The 26,805-nt window shown below is 64.7% G+C and carries 21 protein-coding genes; 11 read left to right on the top strand and 10 right to left on the bottom strand.

Translation table 11 applies throughout. The annotated features are described in order from the left end of the window. Positions 1 to 84: 84 nt before the first annotated feature. Positions 85 to 1,560, bottom strand: a complete 1,476-nt coding sequence (gltX, locus tag CLAM6_RS02625; protein WP_043333111.1) for a glutamate--tRNA ligase — start codon at positions 1,558 to 1,560, stop codon at positions 85 to 87. Positions 1,561 to 1,817: 257 nt separating this feature from the next. Here gltX and cydD point away from each other — a divergent pair, with 257 nt between their 5' ends. Genes cydD through CLAM6_RS02610 form a run of 3 tightly spaced genes read left to right on the top strand, consistent with a single transcriptional unit; the run spans position 1,818 to position 6,410 of the window. Further along, positions 1,818 to 3,656 (top strand): thiol reductant ABC exporter subunit CydD, encoded by a 1,839-nt coding sequence (cydD, locus tag CLAM6_RS02620; protein ID WP_052384462.1) that lies wholly within the window; start codon positions 1,818 to 1,820, stop codon positions 3,654 to 3,656. Then, complete coding sequence (cydC, locus tag CLAM6_RS02615; RefSeq protein ID WP_052384463.1) at positions 3,653 to 5,560, top strand: thiol reductant ABC exporter subunit CydC; 1,908 nt, start codon at positions 3,653 to 3,655, stop codon at positions 5,558 to 5,560. Before cydD ends, cydC begins: the two co-directional genes overlap by 4 nt. 37 nt (positions 5,561 to 5,597) lie before the next feature. After that, positions 5,598 to 6,410 carry an SDR family NAD(P)-dependent oxidoreductase gene (locus CLAM6_RS02610; RefSeq protein ID WP_052384464.1) on the top strand — a complete coding sequence of 271 codons (813 nt, stop codon included), beginning with the start codon at positions 5,598 to 5,600 and terminating at the stop codon, positions 6,408 to 6,410. Positions 6,411 to 6,430: 20 nt separating this feature from the next. Here the strand turns inward: CLAM6_RS02610 and CLAM6_RS02605 are convergent, their stop codons facing one another. The 3 genes from CLAM6_RS02605 to CLAM6_RS02595 form a co-directional block, all read right to left on the bottom strand. Next, the gene (locus CLAM6_RS02605; protein WP_043333112.1) at positions 6,431 to 7,330 is read right to left on the bottom strand and encodes a LysR family transcriptional regulator; all 900 of its coding nucleotides are present in this window, start codon (positions 7,328 to 7,330) and stop codon (positions 6,431 to 6,433) included. 441 nt (positions 7,331 to 7,771) lie between these two features. Next, positions 7,772 to 8,833 carry a magnesium/cobalt transporter CorA gene (gene corA, locus CLAM6_RS02600; protein WP_084589333.1) on the bottom strand — a complete coding sequence of 354 codons (1,062 nt, stop codon included), beginning with the start codon at positions 8,831 to 8,833 and terminating at the stop codon, positions 7,772 to 7,774. A gap of 957 nt (positions 8,834 to 9,790) precedes the next feature. Further along, entirely contained in the window at positions 9,791 to 10,345 is a 555-nt protein-coding gene (locus tag CLAM6_RS02595; protein ID WP_043333113.1) for a carboxymuconolactone decarboxylase family protein, read from the bottom strand. A 297-nt stretch (positions 10,346 to 10,642) separates the two neighbouring features. On the opposite strand from CLAM6_RS02595, the gene CLAM6_RS02590 reads away from it, so the two are divergent. The 3 genes from CLAM6_RS02590 (at position 10,643) to CLAM6_RS02580 (ending at position 14,270) form a co-directional block, all read left to right on the top strand. After that, entirely contained in the window at positions 10,643 to 11,260 is a 618-nt protein-coding gene (locus CLAM6_RS02590) for a TetR/AcrR family transcriptional regulator (protein ID WP_043333114.1), read from the top strand. Positions 11,261 to 11,408: 148 nt separating this feature from the next. Beyond that, positions 11,409 to 12,416 carry a tRNA dihydrouridine(20/20a) synthase DusA gene (dusA, locus tag CLAM6_RS02585; protein ID WP_052384479.1) on the top strand — a complete coding sequence of 336 codons (1,008 nt, stop codon included), beginning with the start codon at positions 11,409 to 11,411 and terminating at the stop codon, positions 12,414 to 12,416. A 456-nt stretch (positions 12,417 to 12,872) separates the two neighbouring features. Beyond that, the gene (locus CLAM6_RS02580) at positions 12,873 to 14,270 is read left to right on the top strand and encodes a peptide MFS transporter (RefSeq protein WP_052384465.1); all 1,398 of its coding nucleotides are present in this window, start codon (positions 12,873 to 12,875) and stop codon (positions 14,268 to 14,270) included. A gap of 128 nt (positions 14,271 to 14,398) precedes the next feature. Here the strand turns inward: CLAM6_RS02580 and CLAM6_RS02575 are convergent, their stop codons facing one another. Next, the gene (locus CLAM6_RS02575) at positions 14,399 to 15,424 is read right to left on the bottom strand and encodes a succinylglutamate desuccinylase/aspartoacylase family protein (protein ID WP_043333116.1); all 1,026 of its coding nucleotides are present in this window, start codon (positions 15,422 to 15,424) and stop codon (positions 14,399 to 14,401) included. 233 nt (positions 15,425 to 15,657) lie between these two features. On the opposite strand from CLAM6_RS02575, the gene CLAM6_RS02570 reads away from it, so the two are divergent. The 4 genes from CLAM6_RS02570 to CLAM6_RS02555 all read left to right on the top strand — a co-directional run bounded on the left by CLAM6_RS02570 (position 15,658) and on the right by CLAM6_RS02555 (position 18,158). Further along, positions 15,658 to 16,428 (top strand): sulfite exporter TauE/SafE family protein, encoded by a 771-nt coding sequence (locus tag CLAM6_RS02570; protein WP_234368262.1) that lies wholly within the window; start codon positions 15,658 to 15,660, stop codon positions 16,426 to 16,428. Positions 16,429 to 16,542: 114 nt separating this feature from the next. Continuing rightward, positions 16,543 to 16,884 (top strand): DOPA 4,5-dioxygenase family protein, encoded by a 342-nt coding sequence (locus CLAM6_RS02565; protein ID WP_043333117.1) that lies wholly within the window; start codon positions 16,543 to 16,545, stop codon positions 16,882 to 16,884. A gap of 114 nt (positions 16,885 to 16,998) precedes the next feature. Continuing rightward, positions 16,999 to 17,490 carry a CreA family protein gene (locus CLAM6_RS02560; RefSeq protein WP_043333118.1) on the top strand — a complete coding sequence of 164 codons (492 nt, stop codon included), beginning with the start codon at positions 16,999 to 17,001 and terminating at the stop codon, positions 17,488 to 17,490. A 176-nt stretch (positions 17,491 to 17,666) separates the two neighbouring features. Further along, on the top strand, positions 17,667 to 18,158 hold the full coding sequence (locus CLAM6_RS02555; protein WP_043333119.1) for a pyridoxamine 5'-phosphate oxidase family protein: 492 nt from the start codon (positions 17,667 to 17,669) through the stop codon (positions 18,156 to 18,158). A 174-nt stretch (positions 18,159 to 18,332) separates the two neighbouring features. Here CLAM6_RS02555 and adhP read toward each other — a convergent pair whose 3' ends face one another. Further along, entirely contained in the window at positions 18,333 to 19,361 is a 1,029-nt protein-coding gene (gene adhP / locus CLAM6_RS02550; RefSeq protein WP_172978611.1) for an alcohol dehydrogenase AdhP, read from the bottom strand. Between the two features lie 319 nt (positions 19,362 to 19,680). Next, the gene (gene exaC / locus CLAM6_RS02545; protein ID WP_043333120.1) at positions 19,681 to 21,201 is read right to left on the bottom strand and encodes an acetaldehyde dehydrogenase ExaC; all 1,521 of its coding nucleotides are present in this window, start codon (positions 21,199 to 21,201) and stop codon (positions 19,681 to 19,683) included. Between the two features lie 454 nt (positions 21,202 to 21,655). On the opposite strand from exaC, the gene CLAM6_RS02540 reads away from it, so the two are divergent. Further along, the gene (locus CLAM6_RS02540; RefSeq protein ID WP_052384467.1) at positions 21,656 to 22,459 is read left to right on the top strand and encodes a response regulator; all 804 of its coding nucleotides are present in this window, start codon (positions 21,656 to 21,658) and stop codon (positions 22,457 to 22,459) included. Between the two features lie 89 nt (positions 22,460 to 22,548). On the opposite strand, the gene CLAM6_RS02535 is transcribed toward CLAM6_RS02540, so the two are convergent. The 3 genes from CLAM6_RS02535 to nosP all read right to left on the bottom strand — a co-directional run bounded on the left by CLAM6_RS02535 (position 22,549) and on the right by nosP (position 26,789). Beyond that, positions 22,549 to 23,865, bottom strand: coding sequence for an Nramp family divalent metal transporter (locus CLAM6_RS02535; protein WP_240548686.1), 1,317 nt, complete (start codon positions 23,863 to 23,865; stop codon positions 22,549 to 22,551). Positions 23,866 to 24,124: 259 nt separating this feature from the next. Beyond that, the gene (locus tag CLAM6_RS02530) at positions 24,125 to 25,609 is read right to left on the bottom strand and encodes an ATP-binding response regulator (protein WP_052384468.1); all 1,485 of its coding nucleotides are present in this window, start codon (positions 25,607 to 25,609) and stop codon (positions 24,125 to 24,127) included. Beyond that, positions 25,599 to 26,789 (bottom strand): nitric oxide-sensing protein NosP, encoded by a 1,191-nt coding sequence (gene nosP, locus CLAM6_RS02525; RefSeq protein ID WP_052384481.1) that lies wholly within the window; start codon positions 26,787 to 26,789, stop codon positions 25,599 to 25,601. Before nosP ends, CLAM6_RS02530 begins: the two co-directional genes overlap by 11 nt. Positions 26,790 to 26,805: the final 16 nt, after the last annotated feature.

Raw genomic sequence — 26,805 nt, 5'->3', positions numbered from 1 at the left:
ATGACGACATACGTCACGGGGGCCATCATCTGCACATCGCAGACACCCTTGCAGGTCGCGATATTCTTGCAGGTCACGATATTCTTACAGGTCGCGATATTCCTTCTCGAAGCGCTTGGCAGCCTTCTTGGAGACGCCACCCAGCACGGCCACGGCGTGACGCAGACGCGCGCGCGTCATGTCGGAGCCCAGAATGACCATCGCATCCATCACCGAGGTAGAGGTCGCCGAGCCGGTCACCGCCACGAATACCGGTGCCAGGAAGTCCTTCATCTTGAGCCCGAAGTGCTCGGAGAGCAGCTTCACTTCCGCCAGCAGATGCTCCTTGTCCCAGCGGCTCACGGCTTCAAGCTTCCAGGTCAGGAACTGCATCTGACGCACCAGGTCTTCGCCTTCCAGCTTCGCCTTGGCGAAGTCGTCCGGCGTGATGGCCGGCAGACCGGAGAAGAAGTGGCCGGCCAGCGGAATCGCCTCGGACAGCGTCTCGATGCGCGGCTTCACTTCCGGCAGGATCTGCTTGACGTAGGACTCGTTGAAGGCCCACTGACGCAGCTCGCTCAGCAGCTCGTCCTCGGACAGATCGCGGATGTAGAGACCGTTCAGCCAGCTGAGCTTCTCGACATCGAACACCGGGCCACCCAGCGAGACACGCTGGATATCGAAGTGCTCCTGCATCTCGCTCAGGGTGAACTTCTCGCGCTCGTCCGGCATGGACCAGCCGAGACGACCGAGATAGTTGATCACCGCCGCCGGCAGGTATCCCATGCGACGGTAGTAGAGGATCGAGGTCGGGTTCTTGCGCTTGGACAGCTTGGTCTTGTCCGGGTTGCGCAGCAGCGGCATGTGGCACAGTTCCGGCATCTGCCAGCCGAAGTATTCATACAGCAGCTGATGCTTGGGCGCCGAGTTGATCCACTCCTCGCCACGCAGCACGTGGGTGATCTCCATCAGGTGATCATCCACCACGTTGGCCAGGTGGTAGGTCGGCATGCCGTCGGACTTGAGCAGGATCTGCGCATCGACCTGGGCCCACTCGACCTCGATCTCGCCACGCAGCATGTCCTTGACCACACAGGTGCCGCTTTCCGGCACGTTCATGCGGATGACGAAGGGCGCGCCCGCCGCTTCACGACGTGCCACTTCTTCTGCCGGCAGCGCGAGATCGGACGGCTTGAGCGCCATGTGCAGACCTTCGGCCTTGCGCGACTCGCGCAGCTCGTCCAGCTCTTCACTGGTGCGATAGCACTTGAAGGCATGGCCGGCATCGATCAGCTGCTGGCAGTGTCTGGCGTAGATGTCGCCACGCTCACTCTGACGGTACGGGCCGTGCGGACCGCCGACATCCGGGCCTTCGGCCCATTCGATGCCCAGCCAGCGCAGCGAGTCGAGGATCATCTGCTCGGATTCGCCGGTGGAACGCGTCTGATCGGTATCCTCGATACGCAGAATGAACTCGCCACCGTGCTGACGAGCGAAGCACTGGTTGAACAGGGCGATGTAGGCGGTGCCGACGTGGGGATCACCAGTCGGCGACGGTGCGATGCGCGTACGAACGGTCATGTGGAGTCCAGTAGTTCGAGAAGAGAGGGCAACAAGCGTCTCGGCAATGACTGACTGCCGGGGCGTGAAATCACGCTGCTGTTTCAGCAGCAAGTGCTGGGGCATATTATACGCAAGGTGAAGATGTGCGACAGTGCGTCACCGTGTACCAACGCTATCTCGGCGGTAAGCTTGCGCCAGATGCGTCATTCTCTGCCTTGAGACGTGACGCCAGCGCCTCCCTGCAACTATCTCTGCCACCACCGGCAGGAGCATGAATGCCCCGAACTGCCGCTGCACCCGATGTTTCACCCTCCCCCACCGATGCCACTGCATCGGCAGAATTCGTGCCACGCCGCTGGCTGGAGACACTGGCACGTGCCGGTGGCCGCTGGCCCCAGCTCGCCATTCTGTGCGCCCTGCTCTCGACACTTGTACTGCTGGCGCAGGCCTGGGCCATCGCCCGTCTGGCCCAGGGCGTGGCGATCGACCGCGAAGGCCTGACGACACTGTGGCCGGCCATCGCGGTGCTCGCCGCCAGTCTTTCGCTGCGCGGCGCGCTCACTGGCCTGCGTGGCTATGCCGGCACCCGCGCCAGTCAGCAGATCCGCCGTCGCCTGCGCGAGCGACTGTTGCAGCGCTTCGCCGAACTCGGCCCGCTGTGGGTGCGTCGCCAGCATCGTGCCAGTCTCGCCAACCGCGTCTGGGACCAGGTCGAGTCACTGCACGGCTACTACGCCGACTTCCGCCCACAGACACGCCTCGCGGGGCTGATTCCGCTGATGCTGCTGTGCGTGGTGTTTCCGCTCAACTGGGCGGCCGGCCTGATTCTGGCCACCACCGCACCGCTGGTGCCGATCTTCATGATTCTGGTCGGCATCGCGGCGCGCAAGCGCTCGCAGGAGCAGTTCCGGGAGATGGACCGCATGGGCCGTCACTTCATGGACCTGCTCACCGGCCTCAAGACCCTGAAGCTGTTCGGCAGTGCCAGACGCGGCCCCCAGGTCGAGGCGGTCAGCCATGCCTTTCGCAAACGCACCATGCGCGTGCTGCGCCTGGCCTTCCTGTCCTCCACGGTGCTGGAATTCTTCACCGCGGTGTCCATCGCGCTGCTGGCGGTCTACCTCGGCTTCCATTTCCTCGGCCATCTGCAATTCGGCACCTGGGGCGACTCACCGCTGACCCTGCAGACCGCACTCTTCATTCTGGTGCTGGCGCCCGAGTTCTATCAGCCGCTGCGCGAGCTGGGCGTGCACTATCACGCCAAGGCCGAGGCCGAGGCTGCCGCCAGTGATCTCGCCCCCATCATCGGCAGTGCCCCCTTCACGCAAGAGGCCGAGGCTGCCACAAAGACGCACAATGCCAACAGCGACCTGCCCGCGGCGCGCCCTCAGACCCGCAAGTTGCACTCGCTGATGCTGGAAGAGGTCTGTGTGCGCTACCCCAATCAGTGGAACCGTCAGACCAGCACACTGACTCCGCCGGCGCTCGGCCCGCTGACCCTGCGGATCACCCAGGGCGAGCGTGTCGCGCTGACCGGTGCCTCCGGTTCCGGCAAGTCGACGCTGCTCAATCTGCTGCTCGGCTTCGTCGAGGCCAGCGACGGCCTGCTGTATCTCAATGGCCATCCGCTGAGCCACGGCCTGCCGCCGGGCATGGCGACCTGGGTCGGTCAGGAGACGGTGGTCCTGTCCGGCACGCTGGCCGACAACCTGCGTCTGGCCAGGCCTCACGCCAGCGACGCCCAGCTCGAAGCGGCGCTGGACAATGCCGACCTGCTTGACTGGTACCAGCACCTGCCGCGCGGGCTCGAGACGCGCCTTGGCGAGGGCGGTCAGGCGCTGTCCGGCGGTCAGGCACGCCGCCTGTCACTGGCCCGCGCCTTCTTGCATGACGCGCCACTGGTGCTGCTGGATGAACCCACCGCCAGCCTGGACGCCGACAGCGAAGCGCGCGTGATCGCCGCGCTCAAGCGTCTCGGCGAGGGCCGCACCCTGCTGCTGCTGACCCACCGACCAGAGCTGCTGACGCTGTGCCAGCGCCTGATCCACCTGGACGATGGCCAGCTGGTGCAGGACCGCCCGCTCCCCCTCCCGACGCCGCGAGGTGACGCATGAGCCGCGCCATCCGCAAGCCCGCACCTGACACGCCCGCAGCTGTCACGTCTGCGTCTGGTACGTCTGCGCCTGATACGCCCGCAGCTGTCACGGCCAGTGAGCCAGCACTGGCCGAGTCGCACGCCGAACAGCGCCCGCGTCTACGCGAACTGGCGCCCTATCTGGCCTTGATGCGCGAGCATCGCGGCTGGCTGGGCATCGGCGCGCTGCTGGCGCTGATCACCCTGCTGGCCGCCACTGGTCTGCTGGCGCTGTCGGGCTGGTTCCTCTCCGCCACCGCCGTGGCCGGCTTGAGCGTCGCCGCCACCCAGGCCTTCAACTTCTTCACCCCGGCGGCAGGCGTGCGCGGGCTGGCACTGGCACGCACCGCCGGGCGCTATGGCGAGCGCGTCACCACCCACGAAGGCACGCTGCGTCTGCTGGCGAGCCTGCGCCGTCGCCTGTTCGAGGCCATCGAGCCACTCTCCCCCGCCGCCCTGCAGCAGGCCGGCCAGGGAGAGCTGATGACCCGCTTGGGCGCGGATGTCGACGCCCTCGACAGCCTCTACGTGCGCGTATTGATTCCCTCGCTGGTGGCGATCTGCGCCATCCTCGCCGCCGGCACGCTGATCGGCATCTTCGCGCCGACACTGGCGCTGGTGGCGGTGATCGGACTGGTGCTGACCGGCGGACTGGTGCCGTGGCTGGCCTGGTGGCGTGGCAGCCGTGACGCCATACGGCATCAGTCCTCGGCCAGCCGCCTGCGCGCGCGCCTGCTGGAGCGCCTGCAGGGACTGGGAGAGCTGGTGATCTATGGTCGCTGGAATGAAGAGCTTGAGCGCCTGGCCGAGCAACAGGCCGAGCGGGACCGCATCGAGCGCGCCCAGGCACGCCGTCAGGCACTGGCCAGCTGGCTGAGCCACAGTCTGCTGGGGCTGACACTGGCCGGCGTGGCGCTACTCGGCGTCATGCAGATGGCGCCATATGCGAACAACGACATGACGATGCTTTCTGGCGAGCTGCTCGATGGTCGCCTGCTGGCGCTGTTCCTGTTGGCCGTGCTCGGCGCCTTCGAGGCGCTGGCACCACTGCCGCTGGCCTGGCAGGGGCTCGGTCGCTGTCTGTCGGCGGCCGCGCGTCTCAACAGCGTGCAGGCCAATACGCCGGCGGCCCAGTTCCCCAGTGACTGCGAGGCTGCCACGCCGGTGGGTCATGCATTGGAGATCGAGCAGTTGAGCGTCACCCACGGCGACACGCCGGTGCTTGAAGAGCTTTCCCTGACGCTGGCCGCAGGCGAGCATCTGGCACTGCTCGGCCCGTCCGGCAGCGGCAAGAGCACCCTGCTGGACGTGCTCAGTCGCTTCCATATTCCCAGCGCCGGACACATCACGCTGGGCGGCGTGGCGCTGGAATCACTCGATGAGGCCACGCTGCGCGCAAGCTTCGCGGTCTGCCCGCAGGACACGCATCTGTTCTGTGCCAGCTACGCCGACAACCTGCGTCTGGCCGCTCCCGAGGCCAGCGATGAGGCACTGACGCGCATGCTGGAAAGCCTTGGCCTCGGCGACTGGCTGGCCCGCCAGCCACAGGGACTGGCCGGCTTCCCGGATGAAGGGGGGCGTTCATTGTCCGGTGGCCAGCTGCGCCGCTTCGGCGTGGCGCGTGCGCTGCTGTCACCGGCACCGATCGTGCTGCTCGATGAGCCCTGCGAAGGACTGGACCGCACCAGCGCCGAGCAGGTGATGAGCGCGATTCTCGCCGCCTGCGAGGGCCGCAGCCTGATCATGATCACCCACCAGCCGCTGGGGCTGGAGCGCTTTGCGCGCCTGGCGCTGCTGGAAGCGGGCCGCCTGCAGGAAGACGCCACCCCGACCACGCTCAGCAGCGATTCCCGTCTCGCCAGGCTGATGGAGCGCACTGCCTGACGACAGTCACATTCGGCCACTACGGAGGGAGACATGCATGGCAGATAGCAGACTGGAAGATCAGCCATTGGCGGCGGACACCTTCGCGCGCCTGCCACAGGGCTTCTGCGCACTGGTCACCGGTGCCAGCGGCGGGATCGGGCGGGCGCTGATCGCTGAGCTGCTCGCCCATCCCCACTGTGGAAAAGTGCTGGCGGTGAGTCGCGATGTCTCGTGCCTTCCGGCACATCCCGAGCTCGAGACGCTGGAAGCCGACCTGACCACCGAGCAAGGCACCGCGCGCCTCGAGGAGTGGCTGGCACAGCAACTGGATGGCGAGAGCGAGACGGGACAGCCACCGGCGCTGATACTCAACGCGCTGGGCCTGTTGCATGACGAGCGCGAGCAGCTATGGCCGGAGAAGCGTCTGGAAGACTTGAGTCTGGCGGCCCTGACGCGTCTGCACCAGGTCAACGCCTTCGCTCCGGCCCTGCTGCTGGGAATGCTGGCGCCACGTCTGCGCCGACGCACGCCGGTGATCTTCGCCTCGCTGTCGGCGCGGGTCGGCTCGATCTCCGACAACCGCAGCGGCGGCTGGTATGCCTATCGCGCCAGCAAGGCCAGCCACAACATGCTGCTCAAGACCGCCGCCATCGAGATCGCGCGCCGCAATCCCGAGGCGCTGCTGGTCGCGCTGCATCCCGGCACCACTGACACCGGCCTCTCGACGCCCTTCCAGGCCCGCGTGCCCGAGGGCAAACTGTTCACCACGGGCTTCGTGGCGCGCCGTCTGCTGCGCGTCGCCTCTGAACTCCCGCCCACCGCCAGCGGCGGCTTCTACGACTGGGCCGGTCAGGCCATCGAGTGGTAACCCTCTCGGTAGTGGCAACGTCAGAGCTGCAGATGCTCCTGGAACCACTCGGTGATGAAATCGAGGTAGGCGCGGGTCTTGTCGGGCAAGTACTTGCGTGAGCGGAACAGCACCACCATCGAGCCATGCTCGTTCCAGTAGGGCTGCAGCAGCGGCACCAGCTCACCACTTTCCACTGCCGCGCGGGCCGAGAAGGTCGGCAGATAGGCGAGACCGAAGCCGGCCTTGGCCGCCTCCACCACGCCGAGCAGATTGTTGATCACCAGCCGCGACTCCGGCTCCACATCGAAGGGCTGACCATTGAGCGTGAAGCGCCAATGGGCCCCCAGATCGTAATTGCCGTAGAAGATGGTATCGAAGGCACGGATGTCCTGGGGCTGCACCGGCGGCGCATTGACGCGCGCCAGATAGTCCGGCGCCGCATACAGGCCATAGACCACCTTGCACAGCGGGCGCGAGACCATCGAGGAATCCGGCAGCGGCCCCATGCGAATCGCCAGATCCACCGACTCATCGATGGGCTCGAAGCGCTGATCCTCGAGCAGAATCTCGACGCTGACATCCGGGTAGCGGCGCATGAAGGCGGTGGTCGGCGCGGCCAGATACATGAAGCCGAACGACACCTGCGCCGACACCTTGAGCTGGCCCATCGGCTGCGAGGTGACGGACTGCACGCGGGCCTCGGCGGATTCCAGCTCCTCGCGGATGCGCAGGCCGTGCTCGTAGTAGATACGTCCCGCCTCGGTGAGATGCAGCTTGCGGGTCGAGCGATTGATCAGGCTGACGCCCAGCTGCTCTTCCAGTGCCGCCACCCGCTTGGATGCCAACGACTTGGAAATTCCCAGTCGCCGTGCCGCCGCCGTGAAACTGGCCGCGCGCACGACCTCGACGAATACGCGCAGTGCATCAAGTGTCGCCATGTGTCTCCCTCACCCTCGCTGTGCAACCGCCATGGCCCCCTGAACACGGCCAGACACCCCATCAATCTTCCAGGTTTCCATATTGGAAACCCTAGTTTTCGATTGTACGCGCTTATTCTCCAAAGCGCGGCACCCTATACTGTGCGCCACGAACATGCGGGAGCAGGCGCGCCGCGGCATCGGCCGCCTGCTTCCGGACTAGACCGACGACGGCCGGGCCTGCGTGGCGCAGCCCGACCGTCCAGGTTCGCGCTCAGGTAGTTGCACTGCTCATCCCACCGATTCCCGGTGACTGGTCTGCATGGCGACGCCCCCACGCGCGGTTTCGCTGTCGGCCCATCCCGGGCCTCGGTGGCGATCTTCAGTGTTGTAATGCAAGTTTCTTGTGCGCCTGGCCGTCTCACGACGCCAGGCGCTTTTTTTATGCCTGTCTTCAGTGACTTACAGCCACTTCTTCCACTTGAAGAACAGATAGGTCGAGAGCGCCGACACGCCCATCAGGCACAGCGCGAAGGGGTAGCCCCAGTCCTCGTCCAGTTCCGGCATCCAGTGGAAGTTCATGCCGTAGATGCTGGCGATCAAGGTCGGCGGCATGAAGACCACCGCCGCCACCGAGAAGATCTTGATGATGCGGCTCTGATCGAGGTTGGTGAAACCGATCGAGGCATCGAGCAGGAAGTTGACCTTGTCGAAGATGAAGGTGGTGTGCGGATTGAGCGAGTCGATGTCGCGCAGCATGTCGCGAATCTCCTGGCGTCGCGACTTCTGGCGTGGCGCCGAAGGCAGGTGGCGCGTCAGCTGACGCAGCAGGCGCTGACTGTCCAGCAGCGACTGGCGCACCTTGTCGTTGTAGCGCTCCTGCAACAGGATGCCGTGCAGGGTGTCTTCCAGCGCCTCGGGGTGCACCGCCTGCTTGCCCAGCGCCTCCAGCGCCCGGTAGATATCCTCGATCTCATCGGCCAGGTAATCGACCTTCATCGCCAGCAGCGCCAGCAGCACCTCCCAGCCATCCTCCGGGCTCAGTCGCTGGCGACGCAGGTGATTGCGGAACAGCCGCAGCAGGCCGATATCCTCGTGGCGCATGCTGATCAGCTGGCGCCCATGCAGATGGAAGGCGACGTTGGCCGTCTGTGGCTCGCGCCCCTTGCGATGCGGAAACAGCGAGACGACGTGGATGCCATCGCCTTCCAGATAGAAGCGCGACGACGACTCGATCTCCTCCAGCTCCTCGACATCAGGCAGTTCCACCGTGAACTGCTCACTCACCCAGCGCTTTTCCTGCTCATCCGGCTCGCAGAGGTCGATCCACAGCACATCGCTTCGCACCAGTATCGGTGGCGCCAGCTCGTCATCGGCCAGTAACCCGGCATGCAGGGCAGCCGCTTCTTCAGCGCTGTCCGCCAGGCGCGGCGGCGCATCGGGCTGGCCGGGCTGCGGGTCGGGCAACACGATATGTTCGCCGCGCAGGCGGCCATCATCGTGCAGTCGATAGAGTGTGATCATGATGACTTCCTCGAAAAGCCCCGCGGGTCGCGCCTGTGCACTGACTGATGACAATGACTGGCCGCAATGGCCAACCGTCTGAAAAGGCAACGAAACCCGGGCGCCTTGGCGGCGTGGGAATAGGATGTCGTCATTCTAAACGAGATGGCGCGCCAGCGGAGGCCGAGCGACGGGGCGTTATCAAGCACGAGGCCGCGTGCGAGAGATCGCCCGCAGGAGTGATTGAGCGAGTGATCGTGCGAGAGATCGAGCGAGGATCGAGCTAGCGCGCCAGAGCAGCGTCTGACGGCCAGACACGAAAAAAGGCGACCCGTGAGAGTCGCCCTAAGACCGTGACTAGCTTGATGAGGAGAAACCCGAACAGGGGCCTGACTCCGCTGTTCTGGCTACCGCATTCCATGGCGGGAAGCGATGAATCCAGATTATGCTCTCCAGCAGACGCCGTCAATACTAATGAGAAATATTTTCATTAACATTGAGTCAGCGTTTATCTCACGCGCCGCTGGCCTCCCCTCACCGGCTGACGTATCATGGCGCCAGAATATCAAGGTCGTGACTGGCCTGATGAGACGCTTGCCAGGGACCTGACATCCAAATCTGGTGAGCATGAAGCACCGCTCGACTCGCAAGCCTTCCTCCCTGTCATTGGCAGACGGAAAGCGAATGAATCGAGAAGCGCTTCCGGACGCCTCCCTCGTGCAAGCGAAGGAGGCGTCTTTTTTTGCGCATAAAAAAGCGGCCCACCCCGTAGGATGAGCCGCTGGCAAGGACCGTAAAACTGTCTGATGAGAAGCCTCCCGGACAGGGGCCTGACTCCGCTGGCCGGGACACCGCTACCCATGGCGGGGAAGCGATGACCCCAGAATATGACCCGCAGGCTCAGACGTCAACACTAATGAGAAATATTTTCATTAGCATTGGAGAGTCAGGCACTTGCCGTGCCTTCTCGCCTCAGCTTCAGCCCTGCTTGTGCCACTCGAACTTCTTGAACGGCTCGTCGATCGGCGTCTCGGCCAGGTGATTGGTGTAGTTGCTCATCACCTTCTGGGACAGGCCCAGAATCACTTCCAGCACATTGCGCTTGGTATAACCGGCATCGAGGAAGGTCTGCACGGTGGCGTCATCGACGAAGCCACGCTCACGCACCACGGCCAGCGTGAAGGTACGCAGGGCTTCCAGGCGCTCGGTCGGCAGCGGCGTCTCGTTGCGCAGCGCCTCGATGATGGCGTCATCCACTTTCATCGACTTGGCGATACCGGTATGCGCCGGCACACAGTAGTGGCAGTTGTGCTCGACGTTGATGGTCTGCCAGACGACGGTGGTCTCTTCATCATCGAAGCTGCTGTCGAGGAACAGCTGGTGCAGCACCTGGTAGCCTTCCAGCAGGCCCGGGGCTTCGGCCATCACGGCGTGCAGGCCCGGCACCATGCCGAAGGCTTCGACGGACTTGCCGAGCAGCGGCTTGCTGTCCTGCGGGGCATTGTCGGCGGTGTACAGCGTGAAATCTGTCATGAGGACTCCTTCGGAATGATGAGCGAGATGCGCGGAGCCTCAGGGGCGGGCTGCCAGTCAGTGACATGAAGCCTTGAGCAGCGCCCCTGGGGATGCAGGGCAAGATATGAGCAAACGCTCAAAATAACGCCTGACCATCCGCTACACTGCGTTGTCGGGGAACACACTAGCTGGATTTGAGCGATCATTCAAGTTAAACTTGAGTACTCACTCAATACCTTGCTCCTTGCAGACCGCCCGCTTCGCCAAGCCGTGCGAAGACAGGCGTCACTCGCGAGCCCCATCGTCAGGACAGCCATGCCACGCGCGACCTTGCACAACCGCCAGGATTCCCTCGAACGGGCGCTCAATCTCTTCTGGCAGAAGGGCTTTCATGCCACTTCACTGAAGGATATCGAGCACGCGCTCGACATGCGTCCCGGCAGCATCTACGCCACCTTCGGCAGCAAGGATGGCCTCTTTCAGGAAGCGCTGGACTGCTACTCCGCGCGCAGCCTGCGCGAGATGGAAAGCCTGATGGCCAGCCACGACTCGCCATTGACCGCTCTCGCCACCTATATCCGCAAGCTCGGCGGACTGCGCGACTGCGAAGTGCCGTCCCGCGCCTGCATGCTGGCCAAGAGCCTGCTGGAACTCGGCGAGCGTGAACAGGCCGCCCGCGACAAGGTCGAGACGCTGCTCGCCAACATGGAAGCCCGCTTCCGCCAGGCCTTCGCGGACGCCCGCGACGCCGGTGAACTCATCGACCCCGAGCGCCCCGCGCACCAGCCGGAACGCCTCGGCCGCCGCCTGCAGGCCGAAGTCATGGGCCTGCGCGCCTACGCCCAGCGTGAAGGCGAAAGCGAAGCCGTTCGCCAGCTCGCCGAAGACATCGCCCAGGACATCGAGGCGCTGAAGGTCAACAACACGCATTGAGCCATGAGCGGCGCATTGGCTCGCGGCTCCCTCTGACTCAGCGCTTCGCATCACAAGCTGCTAGAATCACCGCCCGCTTGTCTCGACAGCGCCTGCACCTGATGCTCCGATCCCTGCCCCCACACCAGCCGATATGACTGCCATGCCGATGACACCGATTGACCGCACCTTTTCCGTTGCGCCGATGATGGAATGGACGACCCGTGACTACCGCGCCTTCGCGCGCGTGTTGAGCCGTCGTACGCTGCTGTACACGGAGATGGTGACCACCGGGGCATTGCTGTTCAATCCGGACCGCGAGCGCTTCCTCGGTCACGACGAGACGGAGCATCCGCTGGCGTTGCAGCTGGGTGGCAGTGACCCGCAGGCGCTGGCCGAGTGTGCGGCGATCGCCGAGAGCTGGGGCTATGACGAGGTGAACCTGAATGTCGGCTGCCCGAGCGATCGCGTGCAGAACAACATGATCGGTGCCTGTCTGATGGGCCATCCGGAGCTGGTGGCCAAGTGCGTGGCGGCGATGCAGGCGCAGGTGAAGATTCCGGTGACGGTGAAGTGTCGCATCGGGATCGATGATCAGGATGAGGACGCCGATCTCGAGCGCTTCATCACCACCGTGGCCGATGCCGGCTGCGACACCTTCAGCGTGCATGCACGCAAGGCGTGGCTGCAGGGCCTGTCGCCGAAGGAGAACCGCGATGTGCCGCCGCTGAACTACGGCCGCGTGCACCGCCTCAAGCAGGCGCACCCGTCCTTGCATATCGGTATCAACGGCGGCCTGAAGCTGATGGATGAGCTGCACGAGCAGCTGGAGCATGTCGACAGCGTGATGGTCGGCCGTGAGGCGTACCACAACCCCTGGTTGCTGGCGACGGTGGACAGCGAGCTGTACGGCGAGGCCGAGAATCCGCACACCAGCCGCCACGATGCGCTGCGTGCCTTCCGCCCCTACATCGAGAAGCGTCTCGCCGAGGGCGTGCGCCTCAACCACATCAGCCGCCATCTGCTGGGGCTGTTCCAGGGTCAGCCGGGCGGTCGCCAGTTCCGCCGTCATGTCTCCGAGAACGCCCACAAGCCGGGCGCGGGCATCGAGGTCATCGATGACGCCATGGCGCGCGTGCCGGAGCACCGCCCTGAGGCACAGGTCGAACAGGCCTGATCGAGCTGGCCTGCTCGCGCCGCTTCTGCTGCCTCTTCTTCCCTCTCTCTTCTGCCCTCTCTTGAGAGCAGCGCTTTCAAAAAGACAGTCCCTCGACACCCGGCCCTCGCGCCGGGTGTCGTCGTCTCGGCAGTCAGCAAAGTGTCAGTGCTGTACTGGCAGGCATGACACCTGACGCAACCCTGCGTCGCCATCTAAGCTAATAACCCCTTAAATACCAACAACATGCATGACTTTCGTTTGATTGTCTGACAAAGCCATCTCGCGCAGAATGGCTGACCATACGGACAACAACCGGTCTCGACATCGTCACGCCATGCTTGCGTGAGGTCAGCCAAACAACTGCTCCGTCATCGGCGATTCCTCCACAGTCCTCCTCTGCAGCCCTGTGGGCCGGTCCATGCAGTCCCGTCATCCGGGCTGCGCTGCTTCTGCTGACACTTCCTTCGAGGTTCCATGTCCACACACTCCCCTACCGGAGCCAACAGCCGTGAGCTGTTCGGGCATCCGGCCGGACTCTATCTGCTGTTCTCCACGGAACTGTGGGAACGCTTCTCCTACTACGCCATGCGTGCCCTGCTGGTGCTCTATCTCACCGATGCCGTCACCAGTGGCGGTCTGGGCTGGAATCAGGGCGATGCCCTGCAGCTTTACGGCATCTTCACGGGCCTGGTGTACATCACGCCGATGTTCGGCGGAGCGCTGGCCGACAACTGGCTGGGCGCCCGCCGTGCGATCCTGATCGGGGGTCTGATCATGGCGGCCGGGCAATTCGTGCTCGCCGTGCCGCCGGCCATGAGCGGCCTCGACCCCGAGATGCTGCTGTATGTCGGTCTCGGCCTGCTGATCGTCGGTAACGGCCTGTTCAAGCCCAACATCTCCACGATGGTCGGTGACCTCTATCAACAGGGCGATCACCGCCGTGATGGTGCCTTCACCATCTTCTACATGGGCATCAACATCGGTGCGCTGCTGTCGGGCATCGTCGCGGGCTCCATGGCTGAAGGCTATGGCTGGAACGCCGGCTTCCTGGTGGCCGGTATCGGCATGCTGCTGGCGGTCGCCATCCAGCTCATCTTCGCGCCGCGCCATCTGGGTGACCTGGGGGTCGAACCCAGCGCCCGGCGTGAGGCACGCCTGAGCAAGAGCAGCAACCGCAAGACACCGCTGAGCCGCGAAGAGCGTGACCGCATCAAGGTCATCATGGTGCTGGGCCTGTTCACCATCCTGTTCTGGGCCGGTTTCGAGCAGGGCGGCGGCCTGATGGCGCTGTATGCGCAGGACTACACCGACCGCATGCTGATGGGCTTTGAAGTGCCGGCGGCCTGGTTCCAGTCGCTCAATCCGCTGTTCATCATCCTGCTCTCGCCGCTGCTGGCGGGTCTGTGGACACGCATGGACAACCGCGAGCCCAGCTCGCCGGTCAAGTTCGCCTTCGGCCTGATCGCCCTCGGCATCGGCTTCGTGTGCATGATCGGCGCGGTGCTGGAGCAGAAAGCCGCAGGCAGCGCCTCGATGATGTGGCTGGTCGGCGCCTTCTTCTTCCACACTCTCGGCGAGCTGTGCCTGTCGCCGGTGGGGCTGTCGATGGTTACCAAGCTGTCACCGGTGCGCATGGGCGCGCTGATGATGGGCGCCTGGTTCGCCTTCGTGGCGCTGGCCAACTATCTGGCCGGCATGATCGGCTCGCTGGTCGGCGAAGCCGGTGCCATGAGCGTGTTCGGCGGCATCGCCATCACCGGCGTGCTCGGCGGCCTGCTGTTGCTGGTGTTCGCCGGCAAGCTGGTGGACTGGATGCACGGCGCGGAAGCGCGTCATGACGGCCCGCTCGAGACCCAGACCAGCCACGGCTGAGTGCTCTGTGACGGTGACTATCGCTGTCGACCAGACGACAGACTGCTGCAACGCAAACGCCCCGCTCAATGAGCGGGGCGTTTGCGTTATCACTGCCAGCAACAGGGCAGTAAAGGGGCGTGAAGCGCCTAGATGGAATCCGGCACGAACAGCTGCTGGAAGTTGTCGACGGCGCTCTCGGCATCGTCGATCGCATGGAAGCGCGCCACGTGGTAGAGCGCCTCGCCCTCATTGGCCAGCGGCAGGTTGGCCATGCCGATGATGATGCCATCCGCGGGTGACAGCACCTCGCTTTCGCTGTTGCCGAAGGGGTCGGCGACGATGCCCAGCACCTGATGCTTCTCGACGCGGTCCCCCAGGCCCACGCGGCTCTGGACGATGCCATCGATGGAGGCCCGCGCCCAGCTGGAGCCGTTGGACATCTCCACCGCACGCGAGCTGGGCTTGCGGTCGCGGTCCTTGGCCAGCATGCCGATGGAGCGCATCACGCGCTTCACGCCGCTGACGCCGGGGCGAATCGCCCACTCATCGAAGCGCAGCGCCTCGCCGGCCTCATAGGTGATGACCGGCACGCCGCGCTCGCTGGCATAGGCGCGCAGACTGCCCTCGCGCAGCTCGGCATTCAGCAGCACCGGCGCACCGAAGGCGTCCGCCATCTGACGTGTGGCATCACTGCCCGTCATGGTGGCGCGGATCTGCGGCAGGTTGGTGCGATGAATCGCGCCGGTGTGCAGGTCGATGATGTGGGTGGCCTGATCAGCGATCTGCTCACGGAACAGCGCCGCCACCCGCGAGCCCAGCGAGCCGCTCTCACTGCCCGGGAAGCAGCGGTTGAGATCACGGCGGTCCGGCAGGTAGCGCGTGTGCTGCACGAAACCGAACACGTTGACGATGGGCACCGCGATCAGGGTGCCGCGCAGCCGCGCGAGGCTGGAACTCTTGAGCAGCCGCCGCACGATCTCGACGCCGTTGATCTCGTCACCGTGGATGGCACCGCACACCAGCAGCACCGGGCCGGGCTGACGGCCATGCACCACCTCGACGGGGATGTGCAGCGGCGCATGGGTGTAGAGCTTGGCGACAGGTACATCGACCTGGGCCCGCGTTCCCGGCGCGATGCGGGTACCGCTGATTTCAAATGGAGCGCGTGACATCGCCACCTCAGAGATTGTTCGACCAACGAGCGGCAGGCACTGCGACATGCCCGCCAGATCAGGCTACTCGCCCAGTGTCTCGAAAGAAAACACTGTGCGACATGCGCCTTTTAGCGCATTGGTGCGCCAAGGGAAAGACTTCATTGCAGCGTGTCGGGATGAAGCGCGGGCAGAATTGTTCAACAATGGGCCTTCACGACTCACCTTGCCCGCCCTCTCGACATGAGATGCCCGTGACCGATTCTCTCGACGCCCTGCTGACACTGCCCGATTACTCTGCGCTGGCCTGGAGCGCGATCATCTTCTCGACTTACCTTACCGGCATCTCCAAGGGCGGCTTCGCCGGTGGCTTCGGCTCGCTCTCGGTGCCGCTGATGGCGCTGGCCATCGGGCCGCTGGAAGCCGCCGGCATCCTGCTGCCGCTGTTGCTGGTGATGGACTTCCTGAGCTCCCGCGCCTGGTGGGGCAAACAGCTGTGGTCGGAGGTGCGCATCATCCTGCCCAGCGCCGCCATCGGCATCGCGGTGGGCGTGGTGCTGTTCGATGAGCTGGACGAGAACATGATTCGCGGCCTGCTGGGCGTCATCTCGCTGCTGTTCGCAGCCTATATGCTGTTCAAACCGACAGCCAGGAAACCGCTGCCCCGCTGGCTGGCCATTCCTGCCGGGGCCACCGCCGGTTTCACCAGCTTCTTCGCCCACGCCGGCGCCCCGCCCTACAACCTGTACATGATTCCGCGCCAGCACCCCAAGGAGACCTTCATCGCCACCACGGTGATCATCTTCGCTGGCATGAACCTGATGAAACTGGGCCCCTACGTGGCGCTGGGCGAGATCAACCTCACCAGCCTCTCCACCTCGCTGCTGCTGGTGCCGGTGGCCTGGGCGGGGGTCAGAAGCGGCCTGTGGCTGCAATCCCGCGTCAACGAGAAGCTGTTCTTCCGCCTGATCATCATCGCGATGGCGCTGGTGGGTGTGCAGCTGATCTACAAGGCCTGGGGCTGATGGCCGCAAGGCCCATCACGCCTTGGCAACCACCGCCGCCAGCCATTGAAAACTCCCGCCACGGCCCTTGAGGCCGAGCGCAGGAAGCCCCTTGAGAACGATCGAGACAACGCCATGACACACCACATCAGCTACTACCACGCCCACCTCTACTACACCGATGAGCAGAGCCTGGCCGCCGCTCGCGAACTGGCGGCCCAGGCCGAACAGCGCTTCACGCTGCGCGTCGGCCGCTTCCACCAGCAGCCGGTCGGCCCGCACCCGCTGTGGAGCTGTCAGCTGTCCTTCCTGCCTGAGGAATTCGGGCGCATCATTCCGTGGCTGGCACTCAACCGTGGCTCGCTGGACATCTTCGTGCACGCCGGCACCGGCGATGACCTCTTCGATCACACCCAGGGCGTGATGTGGCTGGGCAACTCACATACGCTGAATCTCGCTGCCTTCGCCAGCGAGTGAGGCCGCGGCAAGCATTGAGCCCGCGGCAAGCATTGATGCCAGGGCGATGGTTGACGCCCACTGCGGGTCTGACACGCTATCATCGCCTGACACCACTGACTCAAGGATGCCCCCATGACGCGACTGCGCCGCCTTTCCCCTCGTGCTGCCCTGCTGGGTGTGATTGCCTCAGGCCTGCTGCTGGCCGGCTGTGATGACAACGAGGTCGGGGATGTCTCGCTGGGCCTGTTCACCACCAAGGACATCAAGATCGAGAGCCTGATCGATCCCAAGGTGCCGGGCGTGACCTGCCACCTGAGCAACATCGAGGCGGACCTCGACTTCTCCGATCCCTCCGACATGAGCATCGCCTGCCGCCAGACCGGCCCGATCACGGCGGAGATGATCGCCGACATCGACACCTCCAAGAGTGGCGAGGAGGTCTATCGCAAGTCCAAGAGCGTGCTGCTCAAGAGCCTCAAGATTCGCCGCATTCTGGATCGCGACTCCCAGAGCCTGCTCTATATCGCCTACAGCACCAAGGAAACCAGCGGCAGCTTCAAGCATGCACTGAGCAGCGTGCCGCTGTGGGGCAGCGACGCCTGGCAGGCACCGGCAGCGCAGTGAGTCACCTCGGCGCCTGAATCAAGCGCCGATTGATCAAGCGCCGACTCATCAAGTGCTGGCTCATCAAGCGAAAGCTTCACCATCATCCCTTGAAGTTGGGGGCTGTCGCTCCAAGGTCTTGTGCAACGGCTAGCCAGCCGGATTTTCATTCGCATGACGCAAAGGAGTGACACACGATGTCGAGCCCGGAGCACAAGCAGAAGATCTGGAAGCTGATCAAGGATGTGAAGGTCGGCATGTTGGTGACGCAAGGCGACGGCATGCCCCACGCCCGCCCGATGCATCTGGTGCAGGATGACTACGACGGCACCCTGTGGTTCTTCACCCGCGCCAGCGCCGAGAAGGTGTTTGAGGCCAGGAAGGACAGCGAGGTCTGCCTGAGCTTTTCCGATCAGGATGATGGCGTCTACGTGTCGCTGAGCGGTCATGCCAATCTGCACCGCGATCAGGGCCTGATCGACAAGTTCTGGAACCCGTTCGTGGCCGCCTGGTTCCCGGAAGGCAAGGATGACCCCGACGTCACCCTGCTGGAGATCTCGGTGCAATCCGGCGAGCACTGGAAGGCCAAGGAGAGCAAGGCCTATCAGCTCTACGAGGTGGCGCGCGCCAACCTCGACAAGGACCACACCCCGGACATGGGCGAGAACGAGAAATTCGGCACGGTGTAAGCAGAAGCCCGAGCTCGTCAGAGAGAGCTCTTTGCAGTGCCCGCGTGAGAGTCAACTCGCACGGCCAAGCCAGACACGACAACGCCAGCCCTCGGGCTGGCGTTGTCGTGTCTGGCAGCCTGCCGCTTCCAGCAGGCTTGTCATCGGTGGGGAGGATTCAGGCCAGCGAACGCCTCAGGCCTTCATGTCGAGCACGATGCGCCCCTCGATCTTGCCGTCGATCATGCGTCCGAAGATGTCGTTGATGTCCTCGAGCTTGCCGGTCTGCACGGTGGCAGCGACCTTGCCTTCCGCGGCGAAGTCCAGCGCCTCCTGCAGGTCCTGACGCGTGCCGACGATGGAGCCACGCACCGTGATGCCATTGAGCACGGTGGAGAAGATCGGCAGCGGGAAATCGCCCGGCGGCAGGCCGTTGAGCACCAGGGTACCGCCACGGCGCAGCATGTTCTGGGCCTGATCGAAGGCCTTGGGCGACACCGCCGTCACCAGCGCGCCATGCGCACCGCCGATCTCGCGCTTGATGACGCTCGCCGGGTCTTCCTTCATGGCATTGACGGTCACGGTCGCGCCCAGACGGCGGGCCAGTTCCAGCTTGGCATCATCCACATCCACCGCCGCCACGTTCAGGCCCATGGCGCGCGCATACTGCACCGCCATATGTCCCAGCCCACCGATGCCCGAGATCACCACCCACTGGCCGGGGCGGGTGTCGGTCATCTTGAGTCCCTTGTAGACCGTGACCCCGGCGCACAGCACCGGCGCGATCTCCACGAAGCCCACGCTGTCCGGCAGTCGGCCGACGTAGCCTGCGTCCGCCAGCGTGAACTGGGCGAAGCCGCCATTCACCGAGTAGCCGGTATTCTGCTGACTCTCGCACAGCGTCTCCCAGCCGCCCAGGCAATGCTCGCAGTGGCCGCAGGCCGAGTAGAGCCAGGGCACCCCGACACGGTCGCCTTCCTTGACGTGGGTGACGCCCTCGCCCACCGCCGCGATGGTGCCGACGCCTTCATGGCCGGGAATGAACGGCGGATTGGGTTTCACCGGCCAGTCGCCATGCGCGGCGTGCAGGTCGGTATGACAGACCCCGGAGGCGGCGACCTCGACCAGAATCTCGCCACGCCCCGGTCGCGGTACCGCGACCTCCTCGATCACCAGCGGTGCACCGAATTCACGTACCACGGCGGCTTTCATGCTGTTATCCATGACGTACTCCTCATCCATTGAAGACTGACGAACATTCAAGAAAGACGGACATTCAAGACAGACGAACCAGCAGAGCTGCGGCGGAGAGTTGCGCCGGAGAGTGTGGGCTGGCGCCTGCATGCGCCAGCGCCCGTGCCAGCGCCTATGCCTGCACTCAGACCAGTGCAAAGCTTGCCTCTCCATTGAAACCAGACGCAGCGCTCCCTGCCCTGCGCCAGATCAAGCAATCGGATCTGGCGCGGGCATCGATGTCATTTCTCAAGCAAGAATCGCGGGAGTCGTGCAGCACCACCAGTCGCGGTGGCGCTGCCAGACAGGCCTAGAAGAAGCCGAGCGGATTGATGTCGTAGCTGACCAGCAGGTTCTTGGTCTGCTGGTAGTGCTCCAGTGCCATCTTGTGGGTCTCGCGACCGACACCGGATTTCTTGTAGCCACCGAAGGCGGCATGGGCGGGATACTGGTGGTAGCAGTTGGTCCACACGCGACCGGCCTGGATGCCGCGCCCCATGCGGAAGGCGACGTTCATGTCGCGGCTCCAGACGCCGGCGCCGAGACCGAATTCGGTGTCATTGGCGATGGCCAGCGCCTCGGCCTCGTCACGGAAGGTGGTGACGGCCACCACCGGCCCGAAGATCTCCTCCTGGAAGACACGCATCGAGTTGTTGCCCTTGAGCAGGGTCGGCTGGATGTAATAGCCGTTGGCCAGCTCGTTCTCCAGCTGCTCGCTGCTGCCGCCGGTGAGCACCTCGGCGCCTTCCTCGCGGGCGACATCCATGTAGGACATGATCTTGTCGAACTGCTCGCGGGAGGCCTGGGCGCCGACCTGTACGTCGGTGTCCAGCGGGTTGCCGCGCTTGATGGTCTTCACGCGCTCCATCACTCGGGCCATGAAGTCGTCGTAGATGCTTTCCTGGATCAGGGCACGCGACGGGCAGGTGCACACCTCGCCCTGATTGAAGAACGCCAGCACCAGGCCTTCGGCGGCCTTGTCGATGAATTCGGGTTCGGCATTCATGATGTCGGCGAAGTAGATGTTGGGCGACTTGCCGCCCAGCTCCACCGTGGAGGGGATGATGCTGTCGGCGGCGCACTTGAGAATGTGCGAGCCCACGGGAGTGGAGCCGGTGAAGGCGATCTTGGCGATGCGCTTGCTGGTGGCCAGCGCCTGACCGGCCTCGGCCCCGTAGCCGTTGACGATGTTGAGCACGCCCGCCGGCAGCAGGTCATTGATCAGCTCCGCGAGCACCAGAATCGAGGCCGGGGTCTGTTCCGCCGGCTTGAGCACCACGCAGTTGCCGGCCGCCAGCGCCGGGCCGAGCTTCCAGGCCGCCATCAAAATCGGGAAGTTCCACGGGATGATCTGCCCGACCACGCCCAGCGGCTCATGGAAGTGGTAGGAGACGGTATTGGCGTCGATATCCGCCGCGGTGCCTTCCTGGGAGCGCAGGCAACCGGCGAAGTAACGGAAGTGGTCCGCCGCCAGCGGAATATCGGCGTTCAGCGTCTCGCGCACCGCCTTGCCGTTGTCCCAGGTCTCGGCGACGGCCAGCATCTCGAGGTTCTGCTCGATGCGATCCGCGATCTTGAGCAGGATGTTGGAGCGCTCCTGCACCGAGGTCTTGCCCCAGGCAGCGGCTGCCTTGTGGGCGGCGTCCAGCGCGAGGTCGATATCCTCCGCACTCGAACGCGGGATACGGCAGAAGGCCTCGCCCGTCACCGGGCTGACATTGTCGAAGTACTCACCCTTCACCGGCTCGACGAAGCGACCGCCGATATAGTTGCCGTAGATATCCTTGAACGTGACCAGCGCATCGGCGCTGCCCGGGGAGGCGTAGATCATGGCGAACTCCTGTTGGCCGGATTCACGAGTGGCGCTCGTGATCGACGGCCTGTTGTTGTCATTGCTGCACAGTCGTTATCGTTGCTGAGAAGTCGTTGTCGCTGCTGAGAAGTCGTTGTCGTGTCAGCGAAACGCCTGTGTTGGCCCTTCTGCAGTGGCCCCGTTGGCGCTGACCCGCTACCCGCTCTATCGAGAGCATCTTGATCAGGCGACTCTCACAGTCTTGACCACCGACGCCAATCGCGACATGCCCCCATGGGCGGAGACCGTCTCATCCCTTGGGAGGAGAAAAGGAAGGAGAAACGAACGCCGCCATACCGCGAAGGCCGCAAGGCACGACACCACGCCATGACGTTATGCTCAGGGTAGCTATGATCAGCAAGGTCATGATCAGGATCGTCATGTTAAGAAAAGCCATGCTCAGGATATCGCCCGCCACCGGCCAGGAGCCTCCATGTACCGTCTGTTGATCGCGGATGACCATCCGCTGTTCCGTGATGCCATCAGTCGTACCCTGAGTCTGAGCGTCGCTGACGCCCCGGCACCGCCCTACGAGCTGCTGCAGGCCGCCAGTCTCGCCGAGACGCTCAGCCTCATCGACGCGCATGCCGATAGCCTCGACCTGCTGCTGCTGGATCTCGACCTGCCCGACAGCCACGGCCTGGAAGGCCTGATGCGCTTGCGCCAGGAGGCAGACTGGCTGCCGGTGGCGATTCTCTCCGCCCACGAGGCGCGCGAGACGGTGCTGGAGGCCTTGGCACTCGGCGCGGTCGGCTATCTCTCCAAGTCGAGCTCGGCGGAGGTATTGCGCGAGGCGCTCGCGCGCATGCTGGCCGGTGAGGTCTATGTGCCCGCTCGACTGATGCGCGCCGCCCCGCGCCCGGCGCTGGCGAGCCAGGCGGCTTCCTCCTCAGCCTCAGTATCGGCCTCAGCACCAGTGCCATCGCCAGCGCCTCAACTCGCGCCGAGCCTCAGCGAGGCGGAATTCGCGCAGCGCTGGCAGACCCTCACCACCAAGCAGCGCGGCGTGCTGGAGCGCATGGTGCTGGGCGAATCCAACAAGATGATCGCCTGGCAGCTGGGCGTGGCGGAGACCACCGTCAAGTCGCATGTCTCCGCCATCCTGCACAAGCTGGGGGTCGCCAGCCGGGTACAGGCGATTCTGCTGGCCAGCCACGCCCTGCCTGCCATGTCTGGCGCGAGCGCGCGCCCTGCCGCCCCACAACGCGCAACGCCCCGCCGGGGCGCTCACGAATGAGGCACACAGCGGGGCGTTGCGAGGTCCTGCCACCAGCAGGGCTTTTACCTCTCACAAGGGCATAGGAACTGGGGCATAAAGCATGGGGCCTACATCAGCTCGCCGACCAGCACATAGCCATTGAGCAGGATGATGATCGCCGCGACCAGCACCCCGATGGCCGTCACCCAGTGACGATTGACCAGGTCTCCCATCAGGCGGCGGTTGGCGGTGAACATCAACAGCGGCACCAGCGCGAAGGGAATCCCGAAGCTGAGTACCACCTGGCTTGCGACCAGCACCTGCTGCTCCGGCAGCTCCATCAGGATGATGGCGATGGCCGGCGCCATGGTGATCACGCGGCGCAGCCACATCGGAATGCGGAAGTTGACGAAGCCCTGCATCACCACCTGACCGGACAGGGTGCCGACGATGGAGGAGGACAGCCCCGCCAGCAGCAGCGTGAAGCCGAAGATGAGACTCGCCGCATCCTGCCCCATCAGCGGCGACAGCAGCTTGTAGCTCTCGGTGATGGAGGCCACGCCGGTCTCGCCGTTGCCGTGGAAGACCTTGGCGGCCAGCACCAGCATCGCCATGTTGATCAAGCCGGCCAGCGCCATGCCGATGATGACATCCAGACGGTAGTAGCCCATCACGCGACGGCGCTGACCGCTGTCACGCACTCGGATGCGATTCTGGGACAGTGCGGAATGCAGGTAGATGACGTGGGGCATCACGGTGGCACCGAGGATACCCGCCGCCAGGAAGATGGCATGGCTATCCGGGAAGTTCGGCGACAGCAGACCGTAGATGATCGGCTCCACCGGCGGACGACTGAGAATGATCTCGAGCAGGAAACCCGCCGAGACCGCCAGTATCATCGCGCCGATGATCATTTCCATCATGCGGAAGCCGAAACGCTGCATCACCAGCACCGCATAGGTGATGGCGCCGGTCAGCAGCGCCCCTTCCAGCATGCTGAGCCCGAACAGCAGATTGAAGGCCAGCGCCGCCCCCAGGAATTCAGCCAGATCGGTCGCAATGGCGACGATCTCCGCCTGCACCCAGAAGGCCCACACCACCGGACGCGGGAAGCGTTCACGGATGACCTCGGCCAGATTCTTGCCGGTCGCCAGCCCCAGCCGCGCGGACAGGGTCTGGATCAACATCGCCATCAGGTTGGCCCACAGCACCACCCACAGCAGGGTGTAGCCATAGCGGGAGCCGGCCTCGATGTTGGTCGCGAAGTTGCCCGGGTCGATATAGGCGACGGCGGCGATCATCGCCGGGCCGAGGAATGGCAAGGCGCGGCGCAGGCGGCCAGCGAGACGGACAGGGGAAGCTGTGTGCGCACCACCGGCAGCAGAGGCGTCGCCTTCGCTGCCCAGTGACATGCTTGCGGCATGACGTACGGATTTATCGGACATGACATTCAGCATGGGGGGAAAACCTGCCAGATCAATGACCCGCGAACAGATAATGAAATATGCGGGAGGCTATGGGACCAGCATACACGCCAAATGCCATTGATTCTCATTAAAAATAAGCGTGATGCTCGATAGGCTCCTTCAATCCCCCCCCGTGGCGGACGCCTATTTGCCATTGTCTTTTTCAACCCCTCCCTAGTCCCCTTTCCAGCTTCTTTCTCCCCCCTTCCAGCATCTCTTCCAGCACTTCTGCGCGCGGCTAGCGACAATTGACCAGCAACTGGCGCAGGCGCAGTGGCTTGACGGGCTTGAGCAGAAACCCGAACCCGAGCGCACGCGCCCTGGCCTTGAGCGGCGCCGAGTGGTCCGCGCTGATCACCACCACCGGCAGGCCCGGCCAGCGTTGCCGCAGGCGTTGCGCCTGCTTGAGGCCATCGGGCTGCCCTTCCCCAAGCTGATGATCGACGATCAAGACCTGCGGCGCGGCCACGGCCTGCTGCAACAGCACCTCGGCATCCTCGGCGCAGTAAACACTCGCGCCCCAGCCCCCGAGCAATGACTGCATGCCGGCACACACCTCCCGATCATCCTCGACCACCCAGATAACGGTATCGAGCAGCGGCTGCGTGAGCGGTGACGCGCAAGGCTGGCCAGTAGAAGAGGCGTCAGCCGCCGAGCCCACCACACTGGCAGGCTGACGAATCGGCACGCGGACCGCGAAGGCGGCGCCGCGCCCCGGCGTGCTGGTCAGCGACAGGGGGTGCTCCAGCAGGCCGGTGATGCGCTTGACGATCGCCAGCCCCAGCCCGAGGCCGCGCTGCTCGTTGTCCTGGCGCGGCGCCAGACGTCGGAATTCCTGGAAGACCACCTCGCGCTGATGCTCGGCGATGCCGGGGCCGTTGTCGGCCACGGTGATCTCCAGCCAGTCACCGCGGCGCCGACACCCCAGCAGCACCCGCCCGCGCGTCGAGCCATCCGGCACATGGCGCAGCGCATTGCTCAGGAAGTTGCGCACCACTCGCGCCAGCAATTGCAGGTCCGACTCGATACTCAGATGACTGGCCACGTAATGCAGCTCGAGCCCACGGGCGGCGCCCAGCTGGCGATATTCCTCGGCGAGCACATCCAGCAGTTCACGCACCGGGAAGATGGCGACATCCGCCGTCAGCACGCCGGCATCCAGCCGCGAGATATCGACCAGCGTGCCCAGCAGGCTCTCGACATCTGCCAGCGAGCGCCCCAGCCGCGCCACCAGCTCGCCGGGCGTGGAGACGCCCTGCGAAGCGTCGCCCGGCGTGACGTCAGAAATGGCATCGCCCGGCACGGAATCATTCAGCGCCAGCCGCGCCAGTTGCTCTTCCAGGGCGCTGGCGAATAGCCGGGCGGCATTCAGGGGTTGCAGCAGGTCATGGCTGATGGCAGCGAGAAAGCGGGTCTTGGAGTGGTTGGCCGCCTCGGCGGCGGCCTTGGCGGCGGTGAGGCGTCGATTGAGTGCCCCCAGCTCATCGAGGGTGCGATGCAGGGCATCGGTGCGCTCGCGCACCTGATCCGCCAGCAGCACCGCATGTTCGAAGGCGGCGTAGGGCGCGCTCGGTGAAGGGCTGCTGGATTCGACCCGCTCGATCAGGGCGGCGTTGATCTTCTCCAGCTGGCGATTGCGTGCCTTGAGGGCGGCGAGTTCGGCGCTTTGAGCGTCCGTCTCAGTCAGAAAACCCTGCTCGGTCAGCGGCGTATCAGGCGACATCCTCTCCTCCCGTGCCGTCGGCAACCGAGCGGCGCTGGCCGATCACCACCCCTGTGAAGGTCTGGTTGATGTGCATGCCGTGGTGCTGCTCACCATAGGTATTGAAGCCGATCACCCGGTGCCGCCTGAGCATGCGCGAGGCCTCATCCTCCAGTGCCAGCGCCTCGATCTCCATGCGCCGCAGGAAGCAGTCGCAGCCGATGGTCAGCGCGGGCGGCCCCAGGCGCGCCTCCACCTCGGCCAGGCGCTGCTCGAGCTGCTCGAGAATCGGCGTGGCCTGCATGGCAGTGAGCACGATGCCGGTCTCCACCGCGCAGTAGAAACTCAGGCTGGCATCCTCATTCACGCGCTGGATGGAGCGCACGTAATGCGCCTCGCCGATGCGCACCGCCAGCGGGCAACGCGCGAAGACCGCCTCCTCCAGCGCCTCGGGCGCGACGCCGGCCAGCCGGGCGTACTCCTCGGCGGCGGGTTCGGCATTCAACTCCAGCACGCGGCGCGAATCGCGATCCACCGCCGTCACCACCAGCTTGTCAGCCAGCGGCGTGAGGTGATGGGTGCTGATGACCTCGAATGGCAGCCGCGTATTGACCACCACCACGACCGCCGCCTGATCATGGAAGACGCCGTCGGCGTAGACATAGGTGTGCGACAGGCGATTGTCATCCCCGGCGGAGCCACCGAAGGCGGGGATGCTGCCCAGCGCCGCATCCAGCGTCGCCAGCACCTGCTCCTCGCTGCTCGAGAGCCCATCGAGCAGCGTCAGCGCGAAGCTGTTGCCCATCACCGGCGCCACGGCCTGCTCGCGACAACGCGCCAGCAACTCATCACTCAGCGCCTGGGCACGCGGAAGATCGAAACCGCTCAGGTCATCGATCAGCACCTGCGCCAGCGCGAAGTCACTGCGCGCAAGGCCGATGGCGGTGATGGAGCCGCGCGCATAGCCCTCGGGCGTGATCTCGCCGGCGGTGGTGCAGCCGCTCACCGGCACCTCGGCGAAGGTGGCGGCCAGCGCCTGGCCCAGTGCCGCCAGCGGATAATCCGCCGAGCAGAAGAACAGCACCCCGCCGAGCCGCTCACGACTCCCCAGCGCCAGATCAAGCGTTCGGGCAAGCTCGGCCACTGCCGCCTGCGGGTCCTTGAGCTGACTGGCCGCCGTGGCCAGCGCCACGGCATGCATCTCGCTCTGTGGCTGC

The sequence above is a fragment of the Cobetia sp. AM6 genome (assembly GCF_009617955.1).
Lineage (GTDB): Bacteria > Pseudomonadota > Gammaproteobacteria > Pseudomonadales > Halomonadaceae > Cobetia > Cobetia amphilecti.
The sequence above is the reverse complement of the archived record's forward strand: the minus strand, read 5'-3'. Positions and strand labels throughout refer to the sequence as shown.